Here is a 23,172-nt window from a genome sequence, read left to right as displayed (position 1 = left end):
GCGCCGCGCCCGGCTGCACCTGCCGTGCGTTCCATTCGCCGCGTGCCCCGCCCGGAAGGCGACATGCCGCCTGAACTGCTGGGCGAGCAGCATTATTTCTCGCCCTGTCCGCGCGGCCTCGAAGCCGTGCTGGCCGATGAACTGGTTGCGCTCGGCGCCGACACCGTGAAGGCGGTGCCCGGCGGTGTCGCCTTTGCAGGACCGTGGGCGCTGGTGTATCGCGTCAATCTGGAAAGCCGCATCGCCACCCGCGTGCTGTGGCGAGTCGGCCACGGGCCGTACCGCAAGGAAGACGACATTTTCAAGCTGGCGCTGGGCCTGGCCTGGGAAAGCTGGTTTTCGCCGCGCTGCACGCTGCGCGTCTACACCACGGCCGTGCGCTCGCCGCTGAAGTCGGTCGATTTCGTCACCCTGCGCGTGAAGGATGCGATCTGCGACCGCATGCGCGAACAGACGCGCTCGCGGCCGAGCATCGACACCGTGGCGCCGGATGTGCGCGTGCATGTGTTCCTGACCGACCGCGACGCGACGATCTATCTCGATACCTCGGGCGAGCCGCTATACAAGCGCGGCTTCAAGGTCGCCCACGTCGAGGCGCCGCTGAAGGAAAACCTGGCCGCCGGCATCATCCTGCTGTCCGGCTGGGACAAGGTCGAACCCTTTTTCGACCCGATGTGCGGCAGCGGCACCTTCCTGATCGAGGCGGCGCAGATGGCGCTCGACATCGCGCCCGGCCTGGGTCGCACGTTCGGCTTCGAGAAACTGACCGCCTACCGCGCCGCCGACTGGCACGCGGTGCGCGACGCGGCCGCGGCGCGTGCCCAGCCACCGCGCGAACTGCCGATCTACGGCTCCGACATCGCCGGCCGTGAAGTCGCGCGCTGCAAGGAAAACCTGCAGGCCGCGAAACTGCCCTGGGTGGTGCGGGTCGAAGGGGCGGACCTGATGGATCGCGAGCCACCGGCCGATCACGGCGTGCTGGTGACCAATCCGCCTTACGGCGAGCGCATCGGCGAAAAGCAGGCGCTGGCCACCTTCTATCCGAAACTGGGCGACCTGTTGAAGCAGCGCTACAGCGGCTGGCGCTGCCTGTTCATCACGGCTGACACCGACTTTCCGAAGCTGATCAAGCTGAAAGCCAGCCGCCGCACGCCGCTGTACAACGGGGCGCTGGAATGCCGACTGTTCGAATATCGAATGGTCGAAGGCAGCTTGCGTACACGGCGGGCGGAGTCGCCCCTGGCCGATGACGGAGGTCCAGAAGATGCGGGTGAATAGAACCCTGTGCGCGCTCGTTGCCGCGCTCACGCTGCACGGCGCGGCCGTCGCAGAGCCACCGGCCGCCACCGGCTGGCAGCTTGTCGGCCGACTCGGCCTGCTGCAGTTCATCGTCGTGCCGGAGGCATCGGCGCGCGACCGTGCCTACTACGACCGCATCATCGAAACGGTGTGCAATGACGACACCGAATCCTGCTTCCTGCGCTTCTTCACCAATGCGAGCGGCGTCGCGATGAGTTTTCCTCTGCCCGACGCGGTGCTGGCCGAACCGACGGTCATGTTCCAGCGCTCGGCCAAGCACCAGCGCGAACAGTTCCAGTGGAGCTGCCGGCTCGGGCTGGCGGAGAGCGCCTGCTTCTAGAACATATCGCCGGCGCTCATTGATCGCTGCGCGGCAGCACCCAGCCGGCGCGCGGAAAGTGGCAGGTGTAACCGTTCGGAATGCGCTCCAGATAGTCCTGGTGTTCCGGTTCGGCTTCCCAGAAGTCGCCCACCGGTTCGACCTCGGTCACCACCGGCCCAGGCCAAAGGCCTGACGAATTCACATCGGCGATGGTGCGCAGCGCCTCGTCGCGCTGCGCATCCGACACCCAGTAGATCGCCGACCGGTAGGCAAGGCCGCGATCGTTGCCCTGGCGGTTCTTCGTCGTCGGGTCGTGGATCTGGAAGAAGAATTCGAGCAGCTGCCGATAGCTGATCAGCGCCGGGTCGAACACGATCTCGATGCCTTCGGCGTGCGTGCCATGGCTGCGGTAGGTGGCATTCGGCACATCGCCGCCGGTGTAGCCGACGCGGGTTTTCAGCACGCCGGGCAGCTTGCGTATCAGGTCCTGCATGCCCCAGAAGCAGCCGCCGGCCAGCACTGCGCGTTCGCTGCTCATCGCGGCACCTCGACCTGATCGATCCAGTCGCCGTAGCCTTCCGCCGCCATGTCCTTCAGGTGGACGAAGCGCAGCGACGCCGAGTTGATGCAGTAGCGCAGGCCGCCACGCTCGCGCGGGCCATCGTTGAACACGTGGCCGAGGTGGCTGTCGCCGTGCGCCGAGCGCACTTCGGTGCGCACCATGCCGAGCGAGGCGTCACGCAGTTCGGTCACGTGCGCCGGCTCGATGGGTTTGGTGAAGCTGGGCCAGCCGCAGCCGGACTCGAACTTGTCGGATGAGGCGAACAGCGGCTCACCCGACACGATGTCGACATAGATGCCGGGTTCGTGATTCTTCAGGTACTCGCCGGTACCGGGATATTCGGTGCCGTTCTGCTGCGTCACGCGGTACTGCTCGGGCGTCAGGCGGGCGAGGGCTTCGGGGGTCTTGGCGTAGGTTTTCACGGGATTCTCCGGCCGGGATGAGGTGCAGGCTTTTCAGATGCTGCCGCACAGAGAGATTTAAAGCCCGCGAGTTCCGCCTGTCGAGAGACACCGGGCAGATCGCCGGCCCCCTTCACTCGTGCGCCTGCTCCGGATAGATGATGATCGACAGGAAGCGGATCGGCACTTCGGTCAGCTTTTCCGGGCCGTGCGGCACATTGCCGTCGAAGGTGAGCGCGTCGCCCGGTTCCAGCGAGTGGATGGTCTTGCCGTGGCGGTAGTCGATGCGGCCTTCCAGCATGTAGATGAATTCGGTGCCCGGGTGCTCGAACACCGGAAAGGTGGCCGAGGTCTGTTCGATGGTGATCAGGAAGGGCTCGAACAGCTTGGTCGGCCCCTGGTGGTAGGACAGCAGGTGGTAGGTGTGGCCGCTTTTCGTGCCGCGCCGCGCCACTTCCATGCTTTCGCCGGCTTTCACCAGCTGCGCACCGCCGCCTTCGGTTTCGTAGTCCTTGAACAGCGCCGACAGCGACACGCCGAGCGCGCGCGCGATGCGCGACAGCGCGTCCAGGCTGGTGGCGGTCTGGCCGTTCTCGATGCGCGACAGCATGCCGCGGCTGATGTCGGCGCGGTCCGAAATGTCGGCGATCGTCAGCCCGTGCGCGCGGCGCAGCTCGCGGATCGTGGTCCCGAGGTAGCGCTCGAGTTCGCCTTCCATCGCACTGTCTTGCGTGCTCATTGTTGTGGCCTCCCTGTTCTGGCTGTGCGCGATTTTACGTGCCAAGTTTCATCGTACGAATTTTTGTTGACTCCTGCTTCAAAAGGTTCATGATTTGAACTAAAGTTGCTTCACACGAACATTGTCGTGAAGCGAGTCGCTTCGGCGGCCCCCCCTTCTGTCTGGAACTACGGAAACTTTCATGCCCTGGCGCCTATTGCGGTTCGGTCTGTCCAAATCACATCCGGAACCGCGGATGTTCACGACCCACGACACGCTGAAACCTTCGTACGACGTGGTGATCATCGGCGGCGGCGGCCACGGGCTGGCCAGCGCCTACTATCTGGCGCGCGACCATGGCATCACCAACGTCGCGGTGCTCGAAAAGGGTTACATCGGTGGCGGCAACACCGGCCGCAACACCACCATCATCCGCTCGAACTACCTGACGCCCGAAGGCGTCAAGTTCTACGACAAGTCGGTGCAGCTGTGGCAGGACCTGTCGACCGAGTTCGACCTCAACCTGTTCTTCTCGACCCGCGGTCACTTCACGCTGGCTCACACCGATTCGGCGATGCGCACGATGCGCTGGCGCGCCGAGGTGAACAAGCACTACGGCATCGCGTCAGAAGTGGTCGGGCCGGAAGACGTGAAGCGCGCCACGCCGCAGATGGACCTGTCCTGTGGCGGCCACGCGCCGATCCAGGGCGCGCTGTACCACGCGCCCGGCGCCGTTGCGCGACATGACGCCGTCGCCTGGGGCTACGGCCGGGGCGCCGACATGCGCGGCGCGGAAATTCACCAGCAGACGGCAGTCACCGGCATCGAAGTGAAGGGCGGCAAGGTGGTCGGCGTGCACACCACGCGCGGCTTCATCGCGACCAGCAAGGTGATCTGTGCGGTGGCCGGCTTCACGCCGCGCATCACCGACATGGTCGGCATCAAGACGCCCATCTACATCCACCCGCTGCAGGCGATGGTGAGCGAGCCGATGAAGCCCTGGCTCGATTCCATCCTGGTGTCGGGCAGCCTGCACATCTACGTCAGCCAGAGTTCGCGCGGCGAACTGGTGATGGGCGCCTCGCTCGATCCGTACGAAGTGCAATCGACCCGCTCGACGCTCGACTTCCCGGAAGGCCTGTCGGCGCACCTGCTCGACATGTTCCCCTTCCTGTCGCACGTGAAGGTGGTGCGCCAGTGGGCCGGCATGGCCGACATGACGCCCGACTTCGCACCCATCATGGGCATGACGCCGGTCGAGGGCTTCTACCTCGATTCCGGCTGGGGTACCTGGGGCTTCAAGGCGACGCCGGTCTGCGGCAAGACCATGGCCTGGACGGTGGCGAACGACAAGCCGCACGAACTGATCACCGGTTTTTCGCTGGACCGCTTCCGCAACTACGCGCTGACCGGCGAGAAGGGGGCGGCAAGTGTGGGTCACTGAAGCTATGCCCGTATTCCTTCGCCAGACCGCAGGAGCGACGACATGAAATTGATGACCTGTCCGGTCAATGGCACGCGGCCGGTATCTGAATTCGTCTACTGGGGCGAAATCCGCCCGATGCCGGATCCCGACGCCTGCAGCGATGACGAGTGGGCCGCCTACGTATTCAACCGCAATGGCGCACCCGGCGTGAAGAAGGAGTGGTGGTGCCACACGCCGTCGAACACCTGGTTCATCGCCGAGCGCGATACCGAGAAGGATTTTGTGCTGCGTACCTATCTATATGGAGATGACCGGTGAAGCGCCTGCCCGCCATGCCCGACGAGTGGATTGACCGCAGTACGGTCGTCCGCTTCCGTTTCGAGGGATCCGCTTTCGAAGGTCTTGCCGGCGACAGCATTTCCAGCGCGCTGTGGGCCGCCGGCCAGCGCGCACTCGGCCGCAGCTTCAAGTACCACCGGGTGCGCGGCATCCTGTCGGCCGCCAACCATGACGTGAATGTCATGCTGCAGGACGGCCCGCGCCTGAACACCCGCGGCGATGTCGTCGCGCTGCGCGATGGCATGGACCTGACGGCCGTCAATACCTTCGGCGGCGTCGCCAACGACCGCGCCCGCGTGCTCGGCCTGTTCGCGCGTTTCCTGCCGGTCGGCTTCTATTACAAGGCCTTCCATTCGAAGCGGCTGTTCCCGAAGTGGGAACGCATGTTCCGCCGCATCACCGGTCTGGGCGTGCTCGATTTCGACACGCCGCATGTGCGCACGCCCAAGCGCTATGACTTCTGCGACGTGCTGGTGATCGGCGCCGGTCCGTCCGGCCTGTCCGCCGCGCTGGCCGCGGCAGACGCCGGCGCGAAGGTGGTCGTCGTCGACGAAAATGCGCATGCCGGCGGCAGTGGCCTGTTCCAGCTCGGTGGCGACATCGCGCGCCGCGAGCACACCCGGGAACTGCTGCAACGCGTCAAGGCACACACCCGCATCCGCCTGCTCGAAGGCACCTGTGCCGGCGCCTACTACGCCGACAACTGGGTGCCGCTGATCGACGCCGAACGCATGACCAAGATGCGTGCCGTGGCGGTGGTGGTTGCCAGCGGTGCGTTCGAGCAGCCGGCCGTATTCCGCAACAACGATCTGCCGGGCGTCATGAACGGTTCGGCCATGCAGCGCCTGATCTATCGCTATGCCGTGCTGCCGGCGCAGCGCAGCGTGGTGCTGGCGGCAAACGCCGACGGCTATCGCGTCGCGCTCGATGTGCTGACCGCAGGCGGCGCCGTCGCTGCCGTGCTGGACATGCGCGCCGAAGTACCGGCATCGCCCGAACTCGACGCGCTGCGCAGCCGCGGCGTCGAGTTGCTGACCGGCCATGCAGTGTATGAGGCGCATGCCGACAGCCGCGGTGCGCTGGCCGGCGTCACGGTGTGCCGCGTCGATGCGGCGGGCTCTGTGGTCGCCGGTTCGCAGCGGCGCATCGATTGCGACGGGCTGGCCATGAGCACCGGCTGGTCGCCGGCCGCCAACCTGCTGTACCAGGCCGGCACGAAGATGCGTTTCGACGACGGTCTGCAGCAGTTCGTGCCGAATGTGCTGCCGCAGGGCGTGTTCGCCTGTGGCCGGGTGAATGGCGCCTACCGCATCGAGTCGCGCATTGCCGACGGCCGGCGCGCGGGTGCCGCCGCCGCGGCGCACGCCGGCTTCCCGAGCGCGATCGACGCGGTCATCCAGCCGGAAACCGAATCGCCGTCGCACGCCTGGCCCATCGTCGCCCATCCGGATGGCAAGAACTTCGTCGATTTCGACGAAGACCTGCAGGTGAAGGACTTCGAGAACGCGGTGCAGGAGGGCTACGACAACATCGAGTTGATGAAGCGCTTCTCGACTGTCGGCATGGGGCCGAGCCAGGGCAAGCATTCGAACATGACGGCGCTGCGCATCCTGGCCCGCCTGACCGGCAAGTCGCCGCAGCAGGTCGGCACGACCACCGCGCGGCCATTCTTCCACCCGGTGCCGCTGTCGCATCTGGCTGGCCGCGGCTTCAGCCCGCAGCGCCAGTCGCCGCTGCATGGTCGCCATGCCGCACTGGGTGCCGTGTTCATGCAGGCGGGTGCGTGGGAGCGGCCGGCCTACTACGCGGTCGAAGGTCGTTCAGCGACCGATTGTGTGCGCGCCGAAGTGGCACGGGTGCGTTCGGCGGTCGGTCTGATCGACGTCGGCACGCTGGGCAAGCTGGAAGTGCGCGGTCCGCAGGCGGCAGAATTCCTGAACCGCGTCTACACCGGCCGTTATGACAACATGAAGGTCGGCAGCACGCGCTACGCGGTGATGTGCGACGACTCCGGCGTGCTGGCCGACGAAGGCGTCGTGGCGCGCGTGGCCGATGATGTCTTCTACTTCACGACGACCTCGTCCGGTTCCGCCACGGTGTATCGCGAACTGTCGCGCCTGAACACCGAATGGCGGCTCGATTGCGGGCTGGTCAACCTGACCGGTGCGTACTCGGCGATGAATCTCGCCGGACCGGCGTCGCGCGCCGTGCTGGCCACATTGACCGACATGGATCTGTCATCGGCCGCCTTCCCCTACCTCGCGGTGCGGTCCGGCCGGGTGGCCGGCGTACCGGTGCGCATGATGCGGGTCGGCTTCGTCGGCGAATGGGGCTACGAAATCCATGTGCCGGCCGAGTATGGTCCGGTGCTGTGGGATCTGCTGATGAAGGCCGGCGAGGCGTCCGGCATCGGCGCCTTCGGCGTCGAAGCGCAGCGCCTTCTGCGGCTGGAAAAGGGCCACCTCATCGTCAGCCAGGACACCGACGGCCTGACCCATCCGTTCGAGGTCGGCATGGACTGGGCGGTCAAGCTCGACAAACCCTTCTTCACCGGCCAGCGCTCACTGAAAATAATCAGGAAGCTGCCGCTGAAACGCAAGCTGGTCGGCTTCATGCTGCCCGCCAACCACCTCGGCCAGGCGCCACAGGAATGCCATCTGATCATCGATGGTGGTGACATCGTCGGCCGCGTGACCAGCATTTCGTGGAGCCCGAATGTGGGTCGCCACATCGGTCTCGCCTTCGTACCGCCCGAAATGACCGCACCCGGCACGGCGCTGTCGATCCGCGTCACCGATGGATCGATGGTGCCGGCCGAAGTCTGCACGACCCCGTTCTTCGACCCGACAGATGCCCGCCAGAAGGAGGCGACATGAACGCAGCACTGCGCATCAGCCCGTTGTTCGACGTGCAGGCGCCACTCGCCCGGGACTGGACCACCCGCGAACGGATGCAGGTTGTCGCGTCCTTCGGCGGTGACGAAGCAGGGAAGCGCGCGAGCGCCGGCATCGGCGATGTGAGCTTTCTTCATCGTGCCGGCGTCAAGGGCGCCGGCGCAGCGGCCTGGCTCAATGCGCAAGGCATCGACACGCCGGCGCAGCCGAACAGCTTCCTGCAACTCGCCGACGGCACGCTGGTGGCGCGCCTCGGCGTGACCGAATACCTGATCGAAGATGCGCCGGGCGGCACGCGCACGGCCGCGCTGATGGCGCAGCCGCCGGGCGAGCGCGTCTATCCGGTGCCGCGCTTCGACGCCGCACTGGTGCTCACCGGTACGCAGATACCCGAATTGCTGCGCCAGACCTGCGCCTTCGATTTTTCCACGCTGGCGGCACCGGCGCTGGTGATGACGTCCATGGTCGGCGTGGGCGTGACCGCGCTGACCCTCGACAGCGCCGATGGCCCGATCGTCCGTCTGTGGTGCGACGGCACATGGGGTGGCTATCTGTGGCTCACGCTGGTCGAGGTGGCGGGCGATCTGGGCGGCGGCGCGGTCGGCGTCAAGGCTTAACGAGACTGAACAACAGCGGGCGACAGGGAGAAATGACATGACACCGAGCGAAGCAAAGCAGTTTCTGAAAGACAACAAGGTCAGGTATCTGCTGGCACAGTTCGTCGACATCCACGGTTCGGCCAAGACCAAGTCGGTCCCGGTCGAACATTACGATACCGTGGTGAGCGATGGCGCCGGCTTTGCCGGGTTCGCGATCTGGGGCATGGGCATGACGCCCAATGTCGATGCCGACTACATGGCGGTCGGCGATGCCTCGACGCTGTCGCTGGTGCCCTGGCAGCCGGGCTATGCGCGCATCGCCTGCGACGGTCACACGCACGGCACGCCGCACGAATTCGACGCCCGCGTGGTGCTGAAGAAGCAGCTCGAACAGTTCAAGTCGCGCGGCTGGACCTTCTACACCGGCATGGAGCCGGAGTTCTCGCTGCTGCGCAAGGTCGAGGGCAAGATCCTGCCGGCCGACGCCGGCGACACGCTGGCCAAGCCCTGTTACGACTACAAGGGTCTGTCGCGTGCCCGCGTGTTTCTCGAACGGCTGTCCGAATCGCTGCGCGCGGTCGGCATCGACGTCTACCAGATCGACCACGAGGACGCGAACGGCCAGTTCGAAATCAACTACACCTTCACCGACGCGCTGACCTCTTGCGACCACTACACCTTCTTCAAGATGGGTGCCGCCGAAATCGCCGCCGACCTGGGCCTGATCTGTTCCTTCATGCCCAAGCCGTTCTCGAACCGCCCGGGCAACGGTCTGCACATGCACATGTCGATCGGTGAAACCGCGCCCGGCGGCAAGAAGAACCTGTTCGAGGACAAGTCCGACAAGCACGGTCTGGCGCTGTCGAAGCTGGCCTACCACTGGGCGGCCGGCCTGCTCAAGCACGCACCGGCGCTGGCTGCGCTGTGCTGCCCGACGGTCAATTCATACAAGCGTCTGGTGGTCGGCCGCTCGCTGACCGGCGCCACCTGGGCACCGGCCTACATCTGTTATGGCGGCAACAACCGCAGCGGCATGATCCGCAGCCCCGGCGGCCGGCTTGAACTGCGCCTGCCCGACGCGTCCTGCAACGCCTATCTGGCCACCGCCGCAGTGATCGCCGCCGGCATGGATGGCGTGAACAACGAGCTCGATCCGGGCGCGCCGAACAACGACAACCTGTACGACTACAGCCAGGCCCAGCTCGACGCGGCCGGCATCAGCGTACTGCCGCAGAACCTGCATGAAGCGCTGCTGGCGCTCGAGAAGGACGACGTGATCCGGGCTGCACTGGGTCCGGTCGTCGACGAGTTCCTGCGCCTCAAGCATATGGAGTGGGTCGAGTACATGCGCCACGTTTCCGATTGGGAAGTGCAGAGCTACCTCGAATTTTTCTGATCATCCCCGGAGAACCGATATGTGTGGAATCGTGGGTTTGCTGGTGAAGACACCGGCACTGAAGGAAAGACTGGGCGAGCTGATGGTGCCCATGCTGATCGGCATGACCGAACGCGGGCCGGATTCGGCCGGTCTGGCGGTGTTTGCCGATCCGCTGGCCGAAGGTTCGCGCAAGCTGAGCCTGTATTCGGGGCTGACCGAAGAAGGCGCGGATTTCAACTGGCACGGGCTGACGCACGCGCTGAAGGACCACCTCGATGTCGAGGCGATCATCGACGTGAAGAACAATCACGCCGTGCTGTCGTTCGCGGTGGCGCCGGACATGATCAAGCGCTGGTTGCGCGAACACCATCCGAAGCTGCACATCCTGAGCACCGGCCGCACCATCGACCTGTACAAGGACGTCGGCACGCCGGCCGAAGTGGCCGAGCGCTATGACTTCAAGTCGATGAAGGGTTCGCACCTGGTCGGTCACACACGGATGGCGACCGAATCTGCGGTGACGCCGGACCGCGCCCACCCGTTCACCGCCGGCGAGGATTTCTGCCTGGTGCACAACGGCTCGCTGTCGAACCCGAATGACATCCGACGCAAGCTGCAGCCGCACGGCATCCATTTCGACACCGACAACGACACCGAAGCGGCCTGCCGCTTTCTGGAATGGCGGCTGCGCGAAGGCGATGAGCTGGAGGCGGCGCTGCAACGCGGCTTCGACGAGATGGACGGTTTCTACACCTTCCTGATGGGGACGCCGGACAAGCTCGCGCTGATCCGCGACCCGTTCGCCTGCAAGCCCGCGGTGGTCGCCGAAACCGACGACTATGTGGCGATCGCGTCGGAATTCCGCTCGCTCGCCCACCTGCCCGGCGTCAAGCACGCCCACGTGTTCGAACCCGCGCCCGAGGAGATGTACGTATGGAACGCCTGAGCTTCGATCTTGCGGCCTCGTCGCTGAGCGACATGAACCGCTTCCTGCATCGCGATCTGGTCGACGGTGATCGTCGCCACGTGTCGGTGCTGAACCCGGATGGCGCGCACAACATCGCGGTCGGCCTGAATCACCCGGTCACGGTCGAGGTGCACGGCCATGCCGGCTACTACGCGGCCGGCATGAACAAGCACGCCACCGTGGTGATCCACGGCAGCGCCGGCACCGGTGTCGCCGAGAACATGATGAGCGGAACCGTGCATGTGAAGGGCTTCGCGTCGAATGGCGCCGGCGCCACCGCACACGGCGGCCTGCTGGTGATCGACGGCGACGCCGGCCTGCGCTGCGGCATTTCGCTCAAGGGCGGCGACATCGTCGTAGGCGGCAGCGTCGGCAGCTTTTCCGGCTTCATGGCGCAGGCCGGCCGCATGGTCATCTGCGGCAATGCCGGCGACGCGCTCGGCGATTCGCTGTACGAAGCCGTCATCTACATCCGCGGCACGCCCAAATCGCTCGGCGCCGACGCGCAGTTCGAGGACATGACCGACGCCGACTACTCGGCGCTGGCCGAACTGCTGTCGAAAGCCGGTCTCGATCACGATCCGAAGTCCTTCAAGCGCATCGCCTCGGCGCGTTCCCTGTACCACTGGAACGCCGACGCCGACCAGGAATATTGAGCCGGACGCACCGGAAACCACAAGGACACATCATGGACACCAAGCCCGTTACGTTCAAACGCCCGTCGCTCGAACAGTCGGCCAGTTTCGACCGCAGCGTCATCGACTACATCCAGAATGCGGCCGCACACGGCCTGTACGAAATCCGCGGTCTGGGTGCCAAGCGCAAGCTGCCGCACTTCGACGATCTGGTCTTTCTGGCCGGTTCGCTGTCGCGCTACCCGCTCGAAGGCTATCGCGAGAAGTGCGCCACCAAGACGGTGCTCGGCACGCGCTTCGCGAAGAAGCCGATCGAGCTCGACATCCCGATCACCATCGCCGGCATGAGCTTCGGCGCGCTGTCGGCCAACGTGAAGGAGTCGCTCGGCCGCGCCGCGACCGAAATGGGCACCTCGACCACCACCGGTGACGGCGGCATGACGCAGGAAGAGCGCGGCTCGTCCAAGACGCTGATCTATCAGTGCCTGCCGTCGCGCTACGGCTTCAATCCGGACGACGTGCGCCGCGCCGACGCCATCGAAGTGGTGATCGGCCAGGGTGCCAAGCCGGGCGGCGGCGGCATGCTGCTCGGCCAGAAGGTGAATCCGCGCGTGGCGAAGATGCGCACGCTGCCGCAGGGCGTCGACCAGCGCTCGGCCTGTCGCCATCCCGACTGGACCGGCCCGGACGATCTGGCGATCAAGATCCAGGAACTGCGCGAACTGACCGACTGGGAGAAGCCGATCTATGTGAAGGTCGGTGCGACCCGCACCTTCAACGACGTCAAGCTGGCGGTTCATGCCGGCGCTGACGTGGTGGTGGTGGACGGCATGCAGGGCGGCACCGCCGCGACGCAGACCTGCTACATCGAGCACGTCGGCATTCCGACGCTGGCCGCGGTGCGCCAGGCGGTCGATGCGCTGGAAGACCTGAACATGAAGGGCACGGTGCAGCTCATCGTGTCCGGCGGCATCCGCAGCGGCCCCGACGTCGCGAAGGCGCTGGCCATGGGTGCCGACGCCGTGGCCATCGGCCAGGGCATCCTGTTCGCGCTCGGCTGCAATTCGGAGAGCTACATCCAGAACGGCGAGCACGTGTCGGCCATCGAAGGCTACGACGCCCTGGGCACGGCACCGGGCTTCTGCCACCACTGCCACACCGGCAAGTGCCCGGTCGGCGTGACCACGCAGGACGCCATCCTGGAGCAGCGGCTGCAGCCGGACGTCGGCGCGCGCCGCGTCAAGAATTACCTGCAGACGATGAACATGGAGCTGACCACGATTGCCCGTGCCTGCGGCAAGCAGAACGTGCATCACCTGGAACGCGAGGATCTGGTCGCGCTGACGCTGGAAGCCGCCGCCATGGCGCGCATCCCGCTGGCAGGTACCAGCTGGATTCCGGGCCACAACGGCTTCTGAACCGGCAAACCGCCGCGCCCGTTCCGGGCGCGGCGCATTTTGTTTAGCAATACCCGATTCAACTACGCGCGGAGAATTCTTGGGGGGTGCGGACGAATTCTTGGACGGATTAAGCCGCGATCCCCAGGCTCCTGCGGTATCCGACGGGGCTAAGGCCGCCGAGTGAAATCTTGATCCGCGCTTCGTTGTACCAACGGATGTAGGCGTCCAAGGCCACAACGAACTCGTTGATGGTCGTCGATAACCAATCGCGCTGGAAGAACATTTCGGTCTTCATACGACCGAAGAAGCCCTCGCATGTGGCGTTGTCTGGCGAGCACCCCTTTCTCGACATAGAGCGAACCAGCTTCGCCTCAGCGATCCGGCTCAGCCAGCCTGGCCACCGATAGTGGCCGCCACGATCCGAATGCACCAGAGGGCGATCGTCGCTGGCAGCAACCTTTTCGATGGCAGCGTCCAGCATCGTGTTGACCAATTCGGCGTCCGGTCGCGTGCCGATGGACCAACTGACGACCATGTCATCGAAGCAATCGATCATTGGCGACAGATACACCTTGCCCGCCGGGATCTGGAACTCGGTGATGTCGGTCAGCCACTTCTCGTTCGGTGCACCGGCGCTGAAGTCGCGGTTGAGCAGGTTCTCGGGTGCCGGACTGATCTCGCCCATGTACGAGCCGTATCGACGACGCTTGCTCGTCGCGGGAACCAGGCACTCTTGCTTCATCAGGCGCCGCACGACCTTCTCCGAGATGTTGACGGACTGAACGCTCAAGGAGGCCTTGATACGCCGGTATCCGTAGCAGCGGTAGTTGCGCTCGAAGATGTCCGTCATGGACTGACGTACCTCGGCGTACTTGTCGGCCACCCGGAGGCGGGCCCGATGGTAGAAGTAGGAACTGCGTGGCAAGCCTACTTCGCAGAGCAGTTCAGACAGCGTGTAGGCCTGTTTCAGGGCATCAACCAGCTGCGTCTTCTCCCGATTCGTCAGGTGCTGCCGGTCGATGCCCAGTTCTTTTTTTAGGAGTTCGTTCGCCTTCTTCAGCACGTCCTTCTCGAGCTGCAGGCGCCTGATGTCTCGCTGAAGCGTCTCAAGCTGCTGTTGCAGTTCGGTGCGATCAGAATCTGCCGGGGCTTCTTGCTGGTGCTTCATGGGTGCGGATGCTTCGCGGCCGAGTAACTGATTCGCCCACTTGTACAGTGATCCCCGAGACACGCCTAGATCATCAGCCACAGCCTGTGCGCTTGCTGGTCGCATACACAAGGCGATGACAGCGGACTGCTTCGCTTCAGGCGTCAGCGCCGGGGATCGACCAACGGCGCGCGTGCGACTGTGCGGATGCATTTCTTGGAGCCATGCAGAGAGCAACGACCTCGAGGGATAGCCCAGCGCCTTAATCGTGGCCGCGATGCAGCGGCCGCGCTCCAGGTAGTGCTCGACGGCTCTCTCCTTGTGCGCCTGCGAGTATCTCGGCGGGCGAACGTAGCCGGCGCGCAAGTCGAGTCTCTGCTCGTATTCGCGATACCAGCTCTTGAGCGCGTTCTTCGTCGGGTAGCCGAGCTGACGAATGGTCAAGCCGACCCGCTTGCCCAGCTTGATGTAGAGCTGCACGGCCCGAAGCCAGTCCTCGTTTGAATACATGAACTACCCTCCAAGGTAGTCCAAGAATTCGTCCACCACCCCCTGGGTCAGTTTTACTTGGAAATCAACAGCCTGTCGAATTCACGTAGCACTGGGAGTCGGCTGGCTAAGGGGCCAGGTCGGCGTGCGCGATTAAGCCTGAGGGTAATACTTCAACGATGCTCTCCACTGTTCTTCGGATCAGATCCGGGTCTGCTCGCGCTTGCAGCTGTTGTGGGCCACCTTTACGTCCTGTTGGCTGTGCGACGAGTGCGTGGCCGGATTCGATCAACTCGAACTCACCCGCGCAGTTGCGGCAATAGACCCTATCACCGCTTTTGTCCGCACCCTGAAGTGCAAGCGTTGGCCCGCACATCGGGCAATCCTGAAGCGGTATGCCCTCATCGCTGTGGCGGATGACATGATCAAGGAATCCGGCGTCTCCCAGTTCGATGAACAAGCCTGTGAGGTACGCGTCGAACTGCGTTCCTCGCTCGGAATTCAGGATCGAAAGTGCGGTGTTGCGAGGCATGCCCGGGCGGTAGGGACGGTGGCTTGTCATGGCGTCGAATGCATCGCATATCCCGACGATGCGTGCCGCCTCCGGAATTGATGAAGCAGCCAGACCTTGCGGATAGCCTTTTCCGTCCGGGCGTTCGTGATGGCAATGAACAGCCGCCTTGACCAGAGGCGCCAAAGGGTGGCCGGCGAGGAGTCGAAGGCCGATGTCGGGGTGAGTCTTGATGTGGGCGAACTCGTCATCAGTCAGGCGACCCGGCTTGCGAAGCACCGCATCAGGCACTCCGATTTTTCCCAGGTCGTGCAGGAAGCCACCGAGCGCAATGCGCGCACTTTCGGAGGCATTGAATCCGGCTCGGTCGGCGAGAAAGTGACTGAGTCGCGATACGCGCCATAAATGGCCGCCCGTATAAGGATCTCTGGCCTCCACGAACCATGCCATCGTGAGCAGGCTGGCGAGCAGAGCGCCGGCAGGGCTTGGCGTCTCGTCTCTTGCCGATGAGCCGGGCACGGAGAGGACTTCAGTCTCTGCTTGCATGCGTTACTCCTCATTCTTTGTCCTTGTTATGGCAGGCGCATTGCATCGAGACAGCGTGAAGCAACGTCGATCAAGTGCTTGCCCACTCGCCATTGCGATACCCGACAATGAGAAGACCGATCCAACTTGCGAAAGCTCACCGCGACAAGGATCGCGAGCCCTCGCGGCGCTGTGGAGCCTCGATATTTCGCGGGACCGCGATATTCCGAGGGCTGAAGAGAGGGCTTCAGGGATGCGGGAAGGGTTTAAGTATATGAATATAAAGGAAAGTTGAATTTCACACTGATCTGGCACGGACGGTGCAATAGGGAAGACGTCGAAAGCGCATTCCGCGCCTCCCTTCTTCGGGGCGACACCGGGGAACGACCCCCATCTTCCTGAAAGGACAGTCAAATGAACAAGCTCTCCACCCTGATGCTCCTGATCGGCCTGTCGATCTCCGGCGCAACGCAAGCCGCGGGCGGCGCGGCTCACGAGTCAATGTATGAGCCGGGCTATATCGATCAGGTGGCCAACGAGGCCATCGGCTCGGGGCCTGCCGACGCCCAGCGCACGCGAGTGGTTCAAGGCGCTCTTTACGATCCGGCATACCTGCGCGCACTCTCGAGAACGCCGGCAGCCACGAGTCCGGCCGGACCCGTCATCAATCATGAGTCAGCCTACGATCCGGCGTACCTGCGTACGATCACCTGCAACATTGATCAACCGGCGATTGCGTCGTAATCATGTGTGACAACACTCCCGTGGCCGGCGTTTCCGCCAGACCACGGGAGACGTTCCGCTGTAAAACCCGCGCAGACGACACCGCTTTGTCGCCTTGCGAGACGATCTGCTTGCAGCTCGAGACGCGCGGTGGCCGCCTGTTTTGCGCAACGCCTCAGGCTTGAGCATCATTCATCGAGGCGTTGGCTCAGGTCGAACCCGTGAAAATCCTGTCGATTGGAGGAATGCGTGGACGTTTTCGCTCGCAGGCGCTTCTGGATCGAGGTGAGTCGGTTCGCCGACTGTCTGCTCAAGGACGATGAGTACGAGGTCCCCGCGCGCGGAACAAGTGCAGAGCGGCATGTGCTGCTCTCGCTGCGTGAAGGCCTGCTGCGGCTGCGTGCACGGGTGGGCATTTTCGAGGAAGCGCAGGCAGCGGACCAGGCTCTGCTCCGCAATGCCATGAATCAACTCAACGAGCTCGTCGGCATCGTGGAATCGATCAGCGCGCGTGCATCGCTTCTTGAAAGTGTCGTCAGCGCTGCAATCTGGTCGATGAACCCCGCTCAAGGCGCCTTGCTGGATACGTCGCACCCGGTTCAGTGGTCAGACGCACTTCGTCGGATGCTCGGCTTTTCCGGACGGGAGGATTTCCCCGACGTACTGGGGAGCTGGATTGCCCAAATTCACCCCGATGACCGGCGCGTTGCCCTGGAGTTGCTGACCATCCAGTGCAGCGGAGAATGGGAAGGCGTATGGCCGGACACCCGCCTGCGACTGGCTGGGAAGGATGGTGTCTATCGTGCGTATCGGAGCCGGGTCGCGCTGGCGCTCGACGCGGCCGGCAGGCCCGCCTTGCTGATGGGAGCGATCGAAGACGTCGAGCAGCTGGCAAAAAAAGGTTTCGGGTTCGAAATGCCCCGGCGCGTTTCGATGCGACAAATGTCCTCGTCACCCAAGGCAGCTGGGACATGAGAGTCCATCAGGGGGATCCACTATCTGTCCTGAACTGGGTCGAGTGGTCACCCCAATTCAGGAAACTGCTCGGATATCAAACCGAGGTCGAGTTTCCCGCCTCCGTTGAGAGCTGGGTATCTCGATTGCACCCGGAGGACAAAGCGCGTGCGCTATCGAGCATTCGAGACCTCCAGAGCGGTGAGATCACCTCGAACGTCGAATATCGATTGCGCTGCGCCGACGAGCACTTCCGGCTGTTTCGCGCCACCCATGTGGCGAAGCGCTCGACCGCCGGCGTTCTGCTGCGGGTGGTCGGAACCTTGACGGCGATGGATCGTGGGGTGTCACTGGACCAGTGCGTTTTGTACGCTCGCGCGTCCGGGGTCTTGAATCACAAGACTGCCTGGGCAGAGGCTCACAGCAAGGAAGGGAGACCGGTGCTCGGAGGGGGATGAGGCAGCACGATCCCTACGTCACCGTTGACTTATGAACCGATAGGTCCATAATTGAGTCATGAGCCAAGGACGTCCTCTCGAATTCGATCCCGAAGTAGCTTTGCAGGCAGCCATGGAGGTGTTCTGGGCCAAAGGGTATGAGGCGTCCTCACTGCAGGACCTGATCTCGGCCATGCGCATCTCCAAGAGTAGCTTCTATCAGGCTTTCGGAAGCAAGCATCAACTGTTCGAGGCTTGCCTGGTGCGGTTTCGGGAGCAGCAGGTCGAGCGGATGACCGTGGCACTGGACAGTGCTCAATCGGGCATGGCGTTCCTGCGGTTCTTTCTGGTGTCGCTTGCCGACGAGGTCCGCACGACAGAGCCCTCCAAAGGCTGCCTGATCATGAATACGGCAACCGAGTTGGCTGGCCGGGATCCGTCGGTTGCAACGCTGGTTCAGCAAGGCACGTGCGCGTTCATGGCAATACTCGAACGTGCGGTGAAGCGAGCGCAGAAGGAAGGAAGCGTTGGCAAGCAGAAGGACCCGAAGACTTTGTCGCAGTTTCTGCTGGCGCTGCTGGCAGGCATGAAGGCCATGGTCAAGGCAGGGGCAAGTGCCGGGACTGTGGAGGATGTCGCCGAGGTTGCACTGAGTGCGCTGAAGTGATTTTTTTTGCCCAATTATGGACCGATCAGTCCTTAAATTAACTCACGAATCGAAAGGAAGCAAACCATGCCACTCGTACAGATCAAGGGCGTTAGCGGCTATCTGTCGCTGGAACAGAAGCAGGAAATCATCAGCAAGGTGACCGAAGCCGTGCTGTCGGTCGAAGGCGAGGCGCTGCGCCCGGTGACTTGGGTGCTCATCGAGGACGTGCCGTCCGGCGCGTGGGGTGTGGGCGGCCAACCGGTCTACACCGAAGACCTCCGTCAGATGACCGGCCGCTCGTCCTGAGCGCCCACTCGCTATTCACTTCATCCCTCAATCGAAAGGAAACCCCATGCTCGCCGAACACAAACTGGATCTGCCCGCGCAGTCGATCGAAACGGCTGACCCGGCCCGCAAGGCAGTGCTTGAAAAGGCATTCGCGCAAGTCGGCTTCATCCCGAACATGTACGCCCTGATGGTCAATTCACCGGGCCTGCTCAATACCTATCTCGATGGCTACGCGGCATTCCGCAAGGACTCGGGCTTCACCGGTCCCGAGCAGGAGACGGTCTTCCTGGTCATCAGCCGGGAAAACGGATGCGAATACTGCATGGGCGCCCACTCCATGATCGCCGAAAAGATGTCGGGCCTCGCCGCCGACTCGCTGGCTGCGATCCGGTCTGGCGCGCCGATTCCGGACGCAAAACTTGCTGCACTGGCAGCTTTTACCAGCACGATGGTGAACAAGCGCGGCCTGCCCTCGAAGGAAGCCGTCGCAGCGTTCCATGCGGCGGGCTACACCGATCGGCACATCCTGGAAATCGTGCTCGCGCTGTCGGTGAAGACGCTCAGCAACTACGCCAATCACCTGTTCCACACCCAGCTTGATCCGATGTTCGAAGGCCACCGCTGGACCTGCGGAGCTTGACGCTTTCAGGGAGTCGCCCGGCACCGGGCCGGCGCTCCCTGCCTCTTTTGCATCACCTTATGACCAAAGCTGGAGATGACTGATGGCAACCCCGAAAACTGCGCTGGTGCTGATGGAACTGCAGAACGACTTCCTGGCACCTGAAGGCAAGGCGTATCCGCTGCTCAAGACTGTTCTGGAAGAAAACAACGTCGTGTCGAATCTCAATGCGCTCATCCGTGGCGCACGGGAACTTGGCATGCCCATCATCCATACTCCGATTGAGTTCTCGGAGGACTACCGGGAGATGGGCGCCGACCCCTACGGCATCCTCAAGGTCGTGAAAACGCTTGGCGCATTCCAGCGCGGCACGTGGGGCGCACAGATTGCCGACTCGATCGATCGCCACCCGAGCGACATCATGATCGAGAACAAATCGGGCATTGACGCCTTCTGCGGCACCCGCCTTGATCAGGTGCTGCGCGCCAAGGGCATCACGACCATCGTGCTGGCTGGCCAGCTCACCCATCTTTGCATCGAGTCGACCATGCGTTCGGCCTACGACAAGGGCTATCGGGTGCTGAGCGTGACTGATGCGACTGCGACCATCGGCATGGAGCAGTACCGCATGTCCGTCGAGCACAACTGGCCGATGTTCAGCCTGCCGGTGTCGCACAAAGCATTTCTGGGCCAGAGCGCCCTTATCTGACGCCGTATTGCTGATTTCGAAGGACACCCCATGACCACCATCCGTCTCATTGACGAGCACGGCGCCTCACCGGAAGTGGCTGAAATCTTCGCCGACATCCGGGCCACGCTTCACATGCCCTATGTGCCGGCGCTCTTTCGCGCCATTGCACACAACCCCGTCTACCTTCGAGTGAGTTGGGAGCGGGTGAAGGTGGTCATGGGTCCGGGTCTGATCGACCGAAAGACCAAGGAAATGATCGCCACTGCAGTGTCGGCCGTGAACGGCTGCGATTACTGCGTCTACGCCCACAGTGCCGCACTGCGAGCGATGGGGAGCAGCGAGGCGGAGCTGGTGGAACTGATGTCAGTGGTCGATCTGTTCAGCGGCTTCAACAAGATGCTCAAGGGCCTGCAGGTAGAGCCGGACATCGGTGTGCGATCGCATCTGTGATGACCAAAACGCAAACGGTTCGACCGAAACCCCTTAACCTGGACGATCCTTCTATACGCGTGCGGCGCGTGGATAACTTCGAATGGACACCATGTTTCTGAGTGCCCTGCGATCCGCATGCGATCGACAGCTTCTGATCACCGCCCTCAAAGTCAGCGCGGCGGTCGGAACCCTCCTGAACCTGGTGAATCACGGCCCGGCCATCTGGCATGGCGAGACCGTGGCTTTCTGGAGCGTTGTGATGAACTATCTGGTCCCGTTCTGCGTATCGAGCTACAGCGGGGCACGAGTTCGGTTGGGTGCTGGCAGTGCGGCACGAAAGAAATGACCGCTGCGACGCCGCGAGTGTCGCCTTCATCGTCGTACCCTCGCCCGGTGGGCGGCTCGACATGCAGGGTGCGCTGATGCGTCTGCCCTGCAAGGCCTGCAGCACCGAGGTCGTACTGATCGCAGACCCTGCGGACCCTCCAGGTAATCTGCACACCGCACCACCACGAATCAAGGCGAGCTACGCCATGGGCTCCACTGCGCAGCAGATGAATGCGGCAGCCGCACTGTCACGCGCGGATTTGCTGGTGTTTCTTTCGCCGGGCACCGCACTGCCGCCCTTTACGGATCAGCACCTTGTCGAGGTCATCGGTACCGAATGCCGGGCTTGGGGCGTCCTCAGTCTTCGAGCGCCACCGCAAGGACTTCTCGGTCGGCTGGCGGATCGGATCAAGCGGGGCGTCTCATCTGGCAAAAGTCCCTGTGCCAAGCCTGTCGCCGTCTTTGTCCGCCGAGACGCGTTCGACGCAGTGGGCGGGGTTCCCGCATCCGCCACCGAAGACGTGCTGGACGCCTTTCAAATGAAGCTGAAATCCCTGTGCGCACCGCTTTGCCTTGTGCATTGGCCGTCCGGGTGGCTCCCCCATGGCTAAAGAGTGGACCGTTTTTGTGCTGTGCGCCGAGTGGTGCGGTGTTTGCCGTGCCTTCCAGCCCGCCTGCCAGTCGTTCGTCCAGGCCAATCCAGAAGTAGGGCTGTACTGGATCGATATCGAGGACGAAGCGGATCGCCTTGGCAGCCTGGAAGTGGAAACGTTTCCGACCATCGCGATTGCCAGAGGCGCCGATCCGGTCTTCTTCGGACCGATGAAGCCGGATATGAGGCAGATCGAGTCCTTGATGAATGCTCGCCAGGACAAGGCCTGGTGCTCGGAAGAAGGCGGCCAATGGGTGCGTGCCTTGATGGAAGCTTTCACTCGGTCCGACGATGGAAAATGCTAAGGAGCAGACGGTGAGTACCGTCAGGAAAAGGCGCTTCAGTGATCAGTTCAAGGCTCAAGCCGTAAAGCGGGTCACCGATGACGGACAACCCGTTGCGAAGGTTGCAGGGCTGCTAGGTGTCAGCCCTGGCAGCGTGTACGCCTGGGTTTCCGATTACTTCGCGGCAGCAGCGCAGCGCGAACTCGTGGAAGGACATTCCTATGAGATACGACGCCTTGAGGCCGAACTCAGTCGCGTGACGCATGAACGGGACCTCTTAAGGAAGCTTGCGACATACCTCAGCAAGCCTTCACAGGCAGTCGAAGCGGAGCAAAGCAGGTGGAACGCTGAATTCAAGGGTGGTGACTGGCATGACGACCGGCCATACGCCCAGCGTGCAGCGCCGCGCTCTCGCATACAGCGCGGCCCGGGCCGCGGCCGTCATTGCCAACTGATCGGAGCCGTCTGCCCCTTGTAATGAATACGGAGGGGAGCCGGTCCATTACGTAGATGCCGACAATTGGCATCAATTCGAACTGGGAACCGCTTCATGCCCGAAGTCATGATCCGCCGCGCGCGTAGAGCAGAGCACCAGATACAAGCTTTTCGCCACCTACAATGCCTTGTCGATTGTCCTGCCGTGCTTGCGAATCCGGCGACAGTCGGCATCAATTCACGCGAAGAGCATTGAGATGGGAGCCGTACTTGGCTGGTTTGGAAGGCGCCTCGCTCGGTATCTTGCCCATGAAGTCCATGTGCATTGTGCTGCTCCACCGACTCGGAGCGACATACTTCTCGCAACCTTGCGACCGGGAGATGTACTGCTGGTGGAAGGTCAAAGTCGGGTTAGCACGGCCATCAAATACCTGACTCAGTCAACCTGGTCACATGCCGCGCTTTTTGTCGGGGATCATCTCTCTGATATCAGCTCCGGTTCCGGGCACTGCTTCGTCGAGGCAGATACCGTAGAAGGTGTGCGCAGTATCGGGATAGATGCGTTCGCGAAATTTCATACCCGAGTCTGCAGGCCAATCGGGCTCGACGATCAGGATTGTAGGGCAGTCACCGGATATGCGATCTCTCGCCTGGGCGATCAGTACGATCTGCGAAACATCATCGATCTTGCACGCTACCTGCTGCCCACTCCGCCAGTACCTGCGAGATTCCGCCGCAGGATGTTGTCGCTGGGAAGCGGTGATCCGACAAGAGCAATCTGCTCAACGCTGATTGCCCTCGCCTTCGAGTCAATTCGCTACCCGATATTGCCCAGCATAGATATAGGGAGCACCGGACGGCCGGATTGCCCGGGTTGTGTCGAAGAGGTGCTTCGGGTGCGTCACCACAGTTTGTATTCGCCCAGGGACTTCGATGTGTCGCCGTATTTTGAGGTCGTCAAACCCAGTCTTATTGCCGGGTTCGACTACCACGAGTTGAACTGGGTTGGAGACTGAAAGGCGCCGTGTATTGCGAACCAGCGGTTCAGCGCAGGAACAAATTGATCAGT

General features: G+C 63.0%; 28 protein-coding genes. 23 read left to right on the top strand and 5 right to left on the bottom strand.

From position 1 onward, the window contains the following. Positions 1 to 63 precede the first annotated feature (63 nt). Positions 64 to 1,278: a THUMP domain-containing class I SAM-dependent RNA methyltransferase gene (locus BSY238_RS07740; protein WP_069040543.1), complete on the top strand. Its 1,215-nt coding sequence runs from the start codon at positions 64 to 66 to the stop codon at positions 1,276 to 1,278. Continuing rightward, a complete protein-coding gene (locus tag BSY238_RS07735; RefSeq protein ID WP_083224135.1) occupies positions 1,271 to 1,639 on the top strand; it encodes a hypothetical protein in 369 nt (122 codons plus the stop codon). Before BSY238_RS07740 ends, BSY238_RS07735 begins: the two co-directional genes overlap by 8 nt. 16 nt (positions 1,640 to 1,655) lie before the next feature. On the opposite strand, the gene msrA is transcribed toward BSY238_RS07735, so the two are convergent. The 3 genes from msrA to BSY238_RS07720 all read right to left on the bottom strand — a co-directional run bounded on the left by msrA (position 1,656) and on the right by BSY238_RS07720 (position 3,323). Then, on the bottom strand, positions 1,656 to 2,159 hold the full coding sequence (gene msrA / locus BSY238_RS07730) for a peptide-methionine (S)-S-oxide reductase MsrA (RefSeq protein ID WP_069038620.1): 504 nt from the start codon (positions 2,157 to 2,159) through the stop codon (positions 1,656 to 1,658). Continuing rightward, entirely contained in the window at positions 2,156 to 2,605 is a 450-nt protein-coding gene (msrB, locus tag BSY238_RS07725) for a peptide-methionine (R)-S-oxide reductase MsrB (RefSeq protein WP_069038619.1), read from the bottom strand. Before msrB ends, msrA begins: the two co-directional genes overlap by 4 nt. Before the next feature lie 112 nt (positions 2,606 to 2,717). Beyond that, positions 2,718 to 3,323 (bottom strand): helix-turn-helix domain-containing protein, encoded by a 606-nt coding sequence (locus BSY238_RS07720; RefSeq protein WP_069038618.1) that lies wholly within the window; start codon positions 3,321 to 3,323, stop codon positions 2,718 to 2,720. Between the two features lie 181 nt (positions 3,324 to 3,504). Between BSY238_RS07720 and BSY238_RS07715 the strand changes: the two genes are divergently transcribed. The 8 genes from BSY238_RS07715 to BSY238_RS07680 are packed head-to-tail and all read left to right on the top strand — an operon-like array spanning position 3,505 to position 12,958. Continuing rightward, positions 3,505 to 4,746, top strand: a complete 1,242-nt coding sequence (locus BSY238_RS07715) for an FAD-dependent oxidoreductase (RefSeq protein ID WP_069038617.1) — start codon at positions 3,505 to 3,507, stop codon at positions 4,744 to 4,746. A 42-nt stretch (positions 4,747 to 4,788) separates the two neighbouring features. Beyond that, on the top strand, positions 4,789 to 5,046 hold the full coding sequence (locus BSY238_RS07710; RefSeq protein WP_069038616.1) for a sarcosine oxidase subunit delta: 258 nt from the start codon (positions 4,789 to 4,791) through the stop codon (positions 5,044 to 5,046). 14 nt (positions 5,047 to 5,060) lie between these two features. Then, complete coding sequence (locus tag BSY238_RS07705; RefSeq protein WP_069040541.1) at positions 5,061 to 7,943, top strand: glycine cleavage T C-terminal barrel domain-containing protein; 2,883 nt, start codon at positions 5,061 to 5,063, stop codon at positions 7,941 to 7,943. Continuing rightward, positions 7,940 to 8,578, top strand: a complete 639-nt coding sequence (locus BSY238_RS07700; protein ID WP_069038615.1) for a methylglutamate dehydrogenase — start codon at positions 7,940 to 7,942, stop codon at positions 8,576 to 8,578. Before BSY238_RS07705 ends, BSY238_RS07700 begins: the two co-directional genes overlap by 4 nt. Positions 8,579 to 8,615: 37 nt before the next feature. Beyond that, positions 8,616 to 9,956 carry a type III glutamate--ammonia ligase gene (gene glnT, locus BSY238_RS07695; protein ID WP_069038614.1) on the top strand — a complete coding sequence of 447 codons (1,341 nt, stop codon included), beginning with the start codon at positions 8,616 to 8,618 and terminating at the stop codon, positions 9,954 to 9,956. Between the two features lie 19 nt (positions 9,957 to 9,975). Then, positions 9,976 to 10,884 carry a class II glutamine amidotransferase gene (locus BSY238_RS07690; protein WP_069038613.1) on the top strand — a complete coding sequence of 303 codons (909 nt, stop codon included), beginning with the start codon at positions 9,976 to 9,978 and terminating at the stop codon, positions 10,882 to 10,884. Then, positions 10,872 to 11,561 carry a protein glxC gene (locus BSY238_RS07685; RefSeq protein WP_069038612.1) on the top strand — a complete coding sequence of 230 codons (690 nt, stop codon included), beginning with the start codon at positions 10,872 to 10,874 and terminating at the stop codon, positions 11,559 to 11,561. Before BSY238_RS07690 ends, BSY238_RS07685 begins: the two co-directional genes overlap by 13 nt. Positions 11,562 to 11,593: 32 nt before the next feature. Continuing rightward, positions 11,594 to 12,958: an FMN-binding glutamate synthase family protein gene (locus BSY238_RS07680; protein WP_069038611.1), complete on the top strand. Its 1,365-nt coding sequence runs from the start codon at positions 11,594 to 11,596 to the stop codon at positions 12,956 to 12,958. Positions 12,959 to 13,067: 109 nt separating this feature from the next. Here the strand turns inward: BSY238_RS07680 and BSY238_RS07675 are convergent, their stop codons facing one another. Continuing rightward, on the bottom strand, positions 13,068 to 14,597 hold the full coding sequence (locus BSY238_RS07675; protein ID WP_069038610.1) for an IS3 family transposase: 1,530 nt from the start codon (positions 14,595 to 14,597) through the stop codon (positions 13,068 to 13,070). Between the two features lie 106 nt (positions 14,598 to 14,703). Further along, entirely contained in the window at positions 14,704 to 15,633 is a 930-nt protein-coding gene (locus BSY238_RS18030) for an HD-GYP domain-containing protein (RefSeq protein WP_083223965.1), read from the bottom strand. Between the two features lie 393 nt (positions 15,634 to 16,026). Here BSY238_RS18030 and BSY238_RS07660 point away from each other — a divergent pair, with 393 nt between their 5' ends. From BSY238_RS07660 to BSY238_RS18025, 13 genes are all read left to right on the top strand, one after another. After that, positions 16,027 to 16,356, top strand: a complete 330-nt coding sequence (locus BSY238_RS07660) for a hypothetical protein (RefSeq protein ID WP_069038607.1) — start codon at positions 16,027 to 16,029, stop codon at positions 16,354 to 16,356. 228 nt (positions 16,357 to 16,584) lie between these two features. Then, a complete protein-coding gene (locus BSY238_RS07655; protein ID WP_150123901.1) occupies positions 16,585 to 17,310 on the top strand; it encodes a PAS domain-containing protein in 726 nt (241 codons plus the stop codon). Then, positions 17,307 to 17,747, top strand: a complete 441-nt coding sequence (locus BSY238_RS07650; protein ID WP_069038605.1) for a PAS domain-containing protein — start codon at positions 17,307 to 17,309, stop codon at positions 17,745 to 17,747. The genes BSY238_RS07655 and BSY238_RS07650 overlap by 4 nt, the downstream gene beginning before the upstream one ends. 58 nt (positions 17,748 to 17,805) lie before the next feature. Continuing rightward, on the top strand, positions 17,806 to 18,393 hold the full coding sequence (locus BSY238_RS07645; protein ID WP_083223964.1) for a TetR/AcrR family transcriptional regulator: 588 nt from the start codon (positions 17,806 to 17,808) through the stop codon (positions 18,391 to 18,393). Positions 18,394 to 18,459: 66 nt separating this feature from the next. Continuing rightward, positions 18,460 to 18,681: a tautomerase family protein gene (locus tag BSY238_RS07640; protein WP_069038603.1), complete on the top strand. Its 222-nt coding sequence runs from the start codon at positions 18,460 to 18,462 to the stop codon at positions 18,679 to 18,681. A 46-nt stretch (positions 18,682 to 18,727) separates the two neighbouring features. After that, the gene (locus BSY238_RS07635; RefSeq protein ID WP_069038602.1) at positions 18,728 to 19,303 is read left to right on the top strand and encodes a carboxymuconolactone decarboxylase family protein; all 576 of its coding nucleotides are present in this window, start codon (positions 18,728 to 18,730) and stop codon (positions 19,301 to 19,303) included. An 82-nt stretch (positions 19,304 to 19,385) separates the two neighbouring features. Then, a complete protein-coding gene (locus BSY238_RS07630; protein WP_069038601.1) occupies positions 19,386 to 19,991 on the top strand; it encodes a cysteine hydrolase family protein in 606 nt (201 codons plus the stop codon). A 30-nt stretch (positions 19,992 to 20,021) separates the two neighbouring features. Then, complete coding sequence (locus tag BSY238_RS07625; RefSeq protein ID WP_069038600.1) at positions 20,022 to 20,423, top strand: carboxymuconolactone decarboxylase family protein; 402 nt, start codon at positions 20,022 to 20,024, stop codon at positions 20,421 to 20,423. 82 nt (positions 20,424 to 20,505) lie between these two features. Continuing rightward, positions 20,506 to 20,751 carry a nitrate/nitrite transporter NrtS gene (nrtS, locus tag BSY238_RS07620; RefSeq protein ID WP_083223963.1) on the top strand — a complete coding sequence of 82 codons (246 nt, stop codon included), beginning with the start codon at positions 20,506 to 20,508 and terminating at the stop codon, positions 20,749 to 20,751. A 61-nt stretch (positions 20,752 to 20,812) separates the two neighbouring features. Continuing rightward, a complete protein-coding gene (locus tag BSY238_RS07615) occupies positions 20,813 to 21,343 on the top strand; it encodes a hypothetical protein (RefSeq protein ID WP_069038599.1) in 531 nt (176 codons plus the stop codon). Then, a complete protein-coding gene (locus BSY238_RS07610) occupies positions 21,336 to 21,689 on the top strand; it encodes a thioredoxin family protein (protein WP_069038598.1) in 354 nt (117 codons plus the stop codon). Before BSY238_RS07615 ends, BSY238_RS07610 begins: the two co-directional genes overlap by 8 nt. Further along, entirely contained in the window at positions 21,676 to 22,146 is a 471-nt protein-coding gene (locus BSY238_RS19045; RefSeq protein WP_069038597.1) for a transposase, read from the top strand. The genes BSY238_RS07610 and BSY238_RS19045 overlap by 14 nt, the downstream gene beginning before the upstream one ends. A 349-nt stretch (positions 22,147 to 22,495) precedes the next feature. After that, positions 22,496 to 23,119: a lipo-like protein gene (locus tag BSY238_RS18025; RefSeq protein ID WP_236952614.1), complete on the top strand. Its 624-nt coding sequence runs from the start codon at positions 22,496 to 22,498 to the stop codon at positions 23,117 to 23,119. Positions 23,120 to 23,172: the final 53 nt, after the last annotated feature.

It is taken from the genome of Methyloversatilis sp. RAC08, assembly GCF_001713355.1.
In the GTDB taxonomy this organism is placed as follows: domain Bacteria; phylum Pseudomonadota; class Gammaproteobacteria; order Burkholderiales; family Rhodocyclaceae; genus Methyloversatilis.
Note: the sequence above shows the minus strand (reverse complement) of the source record. Positions and strands in the feature narration are given on the sequence as shown.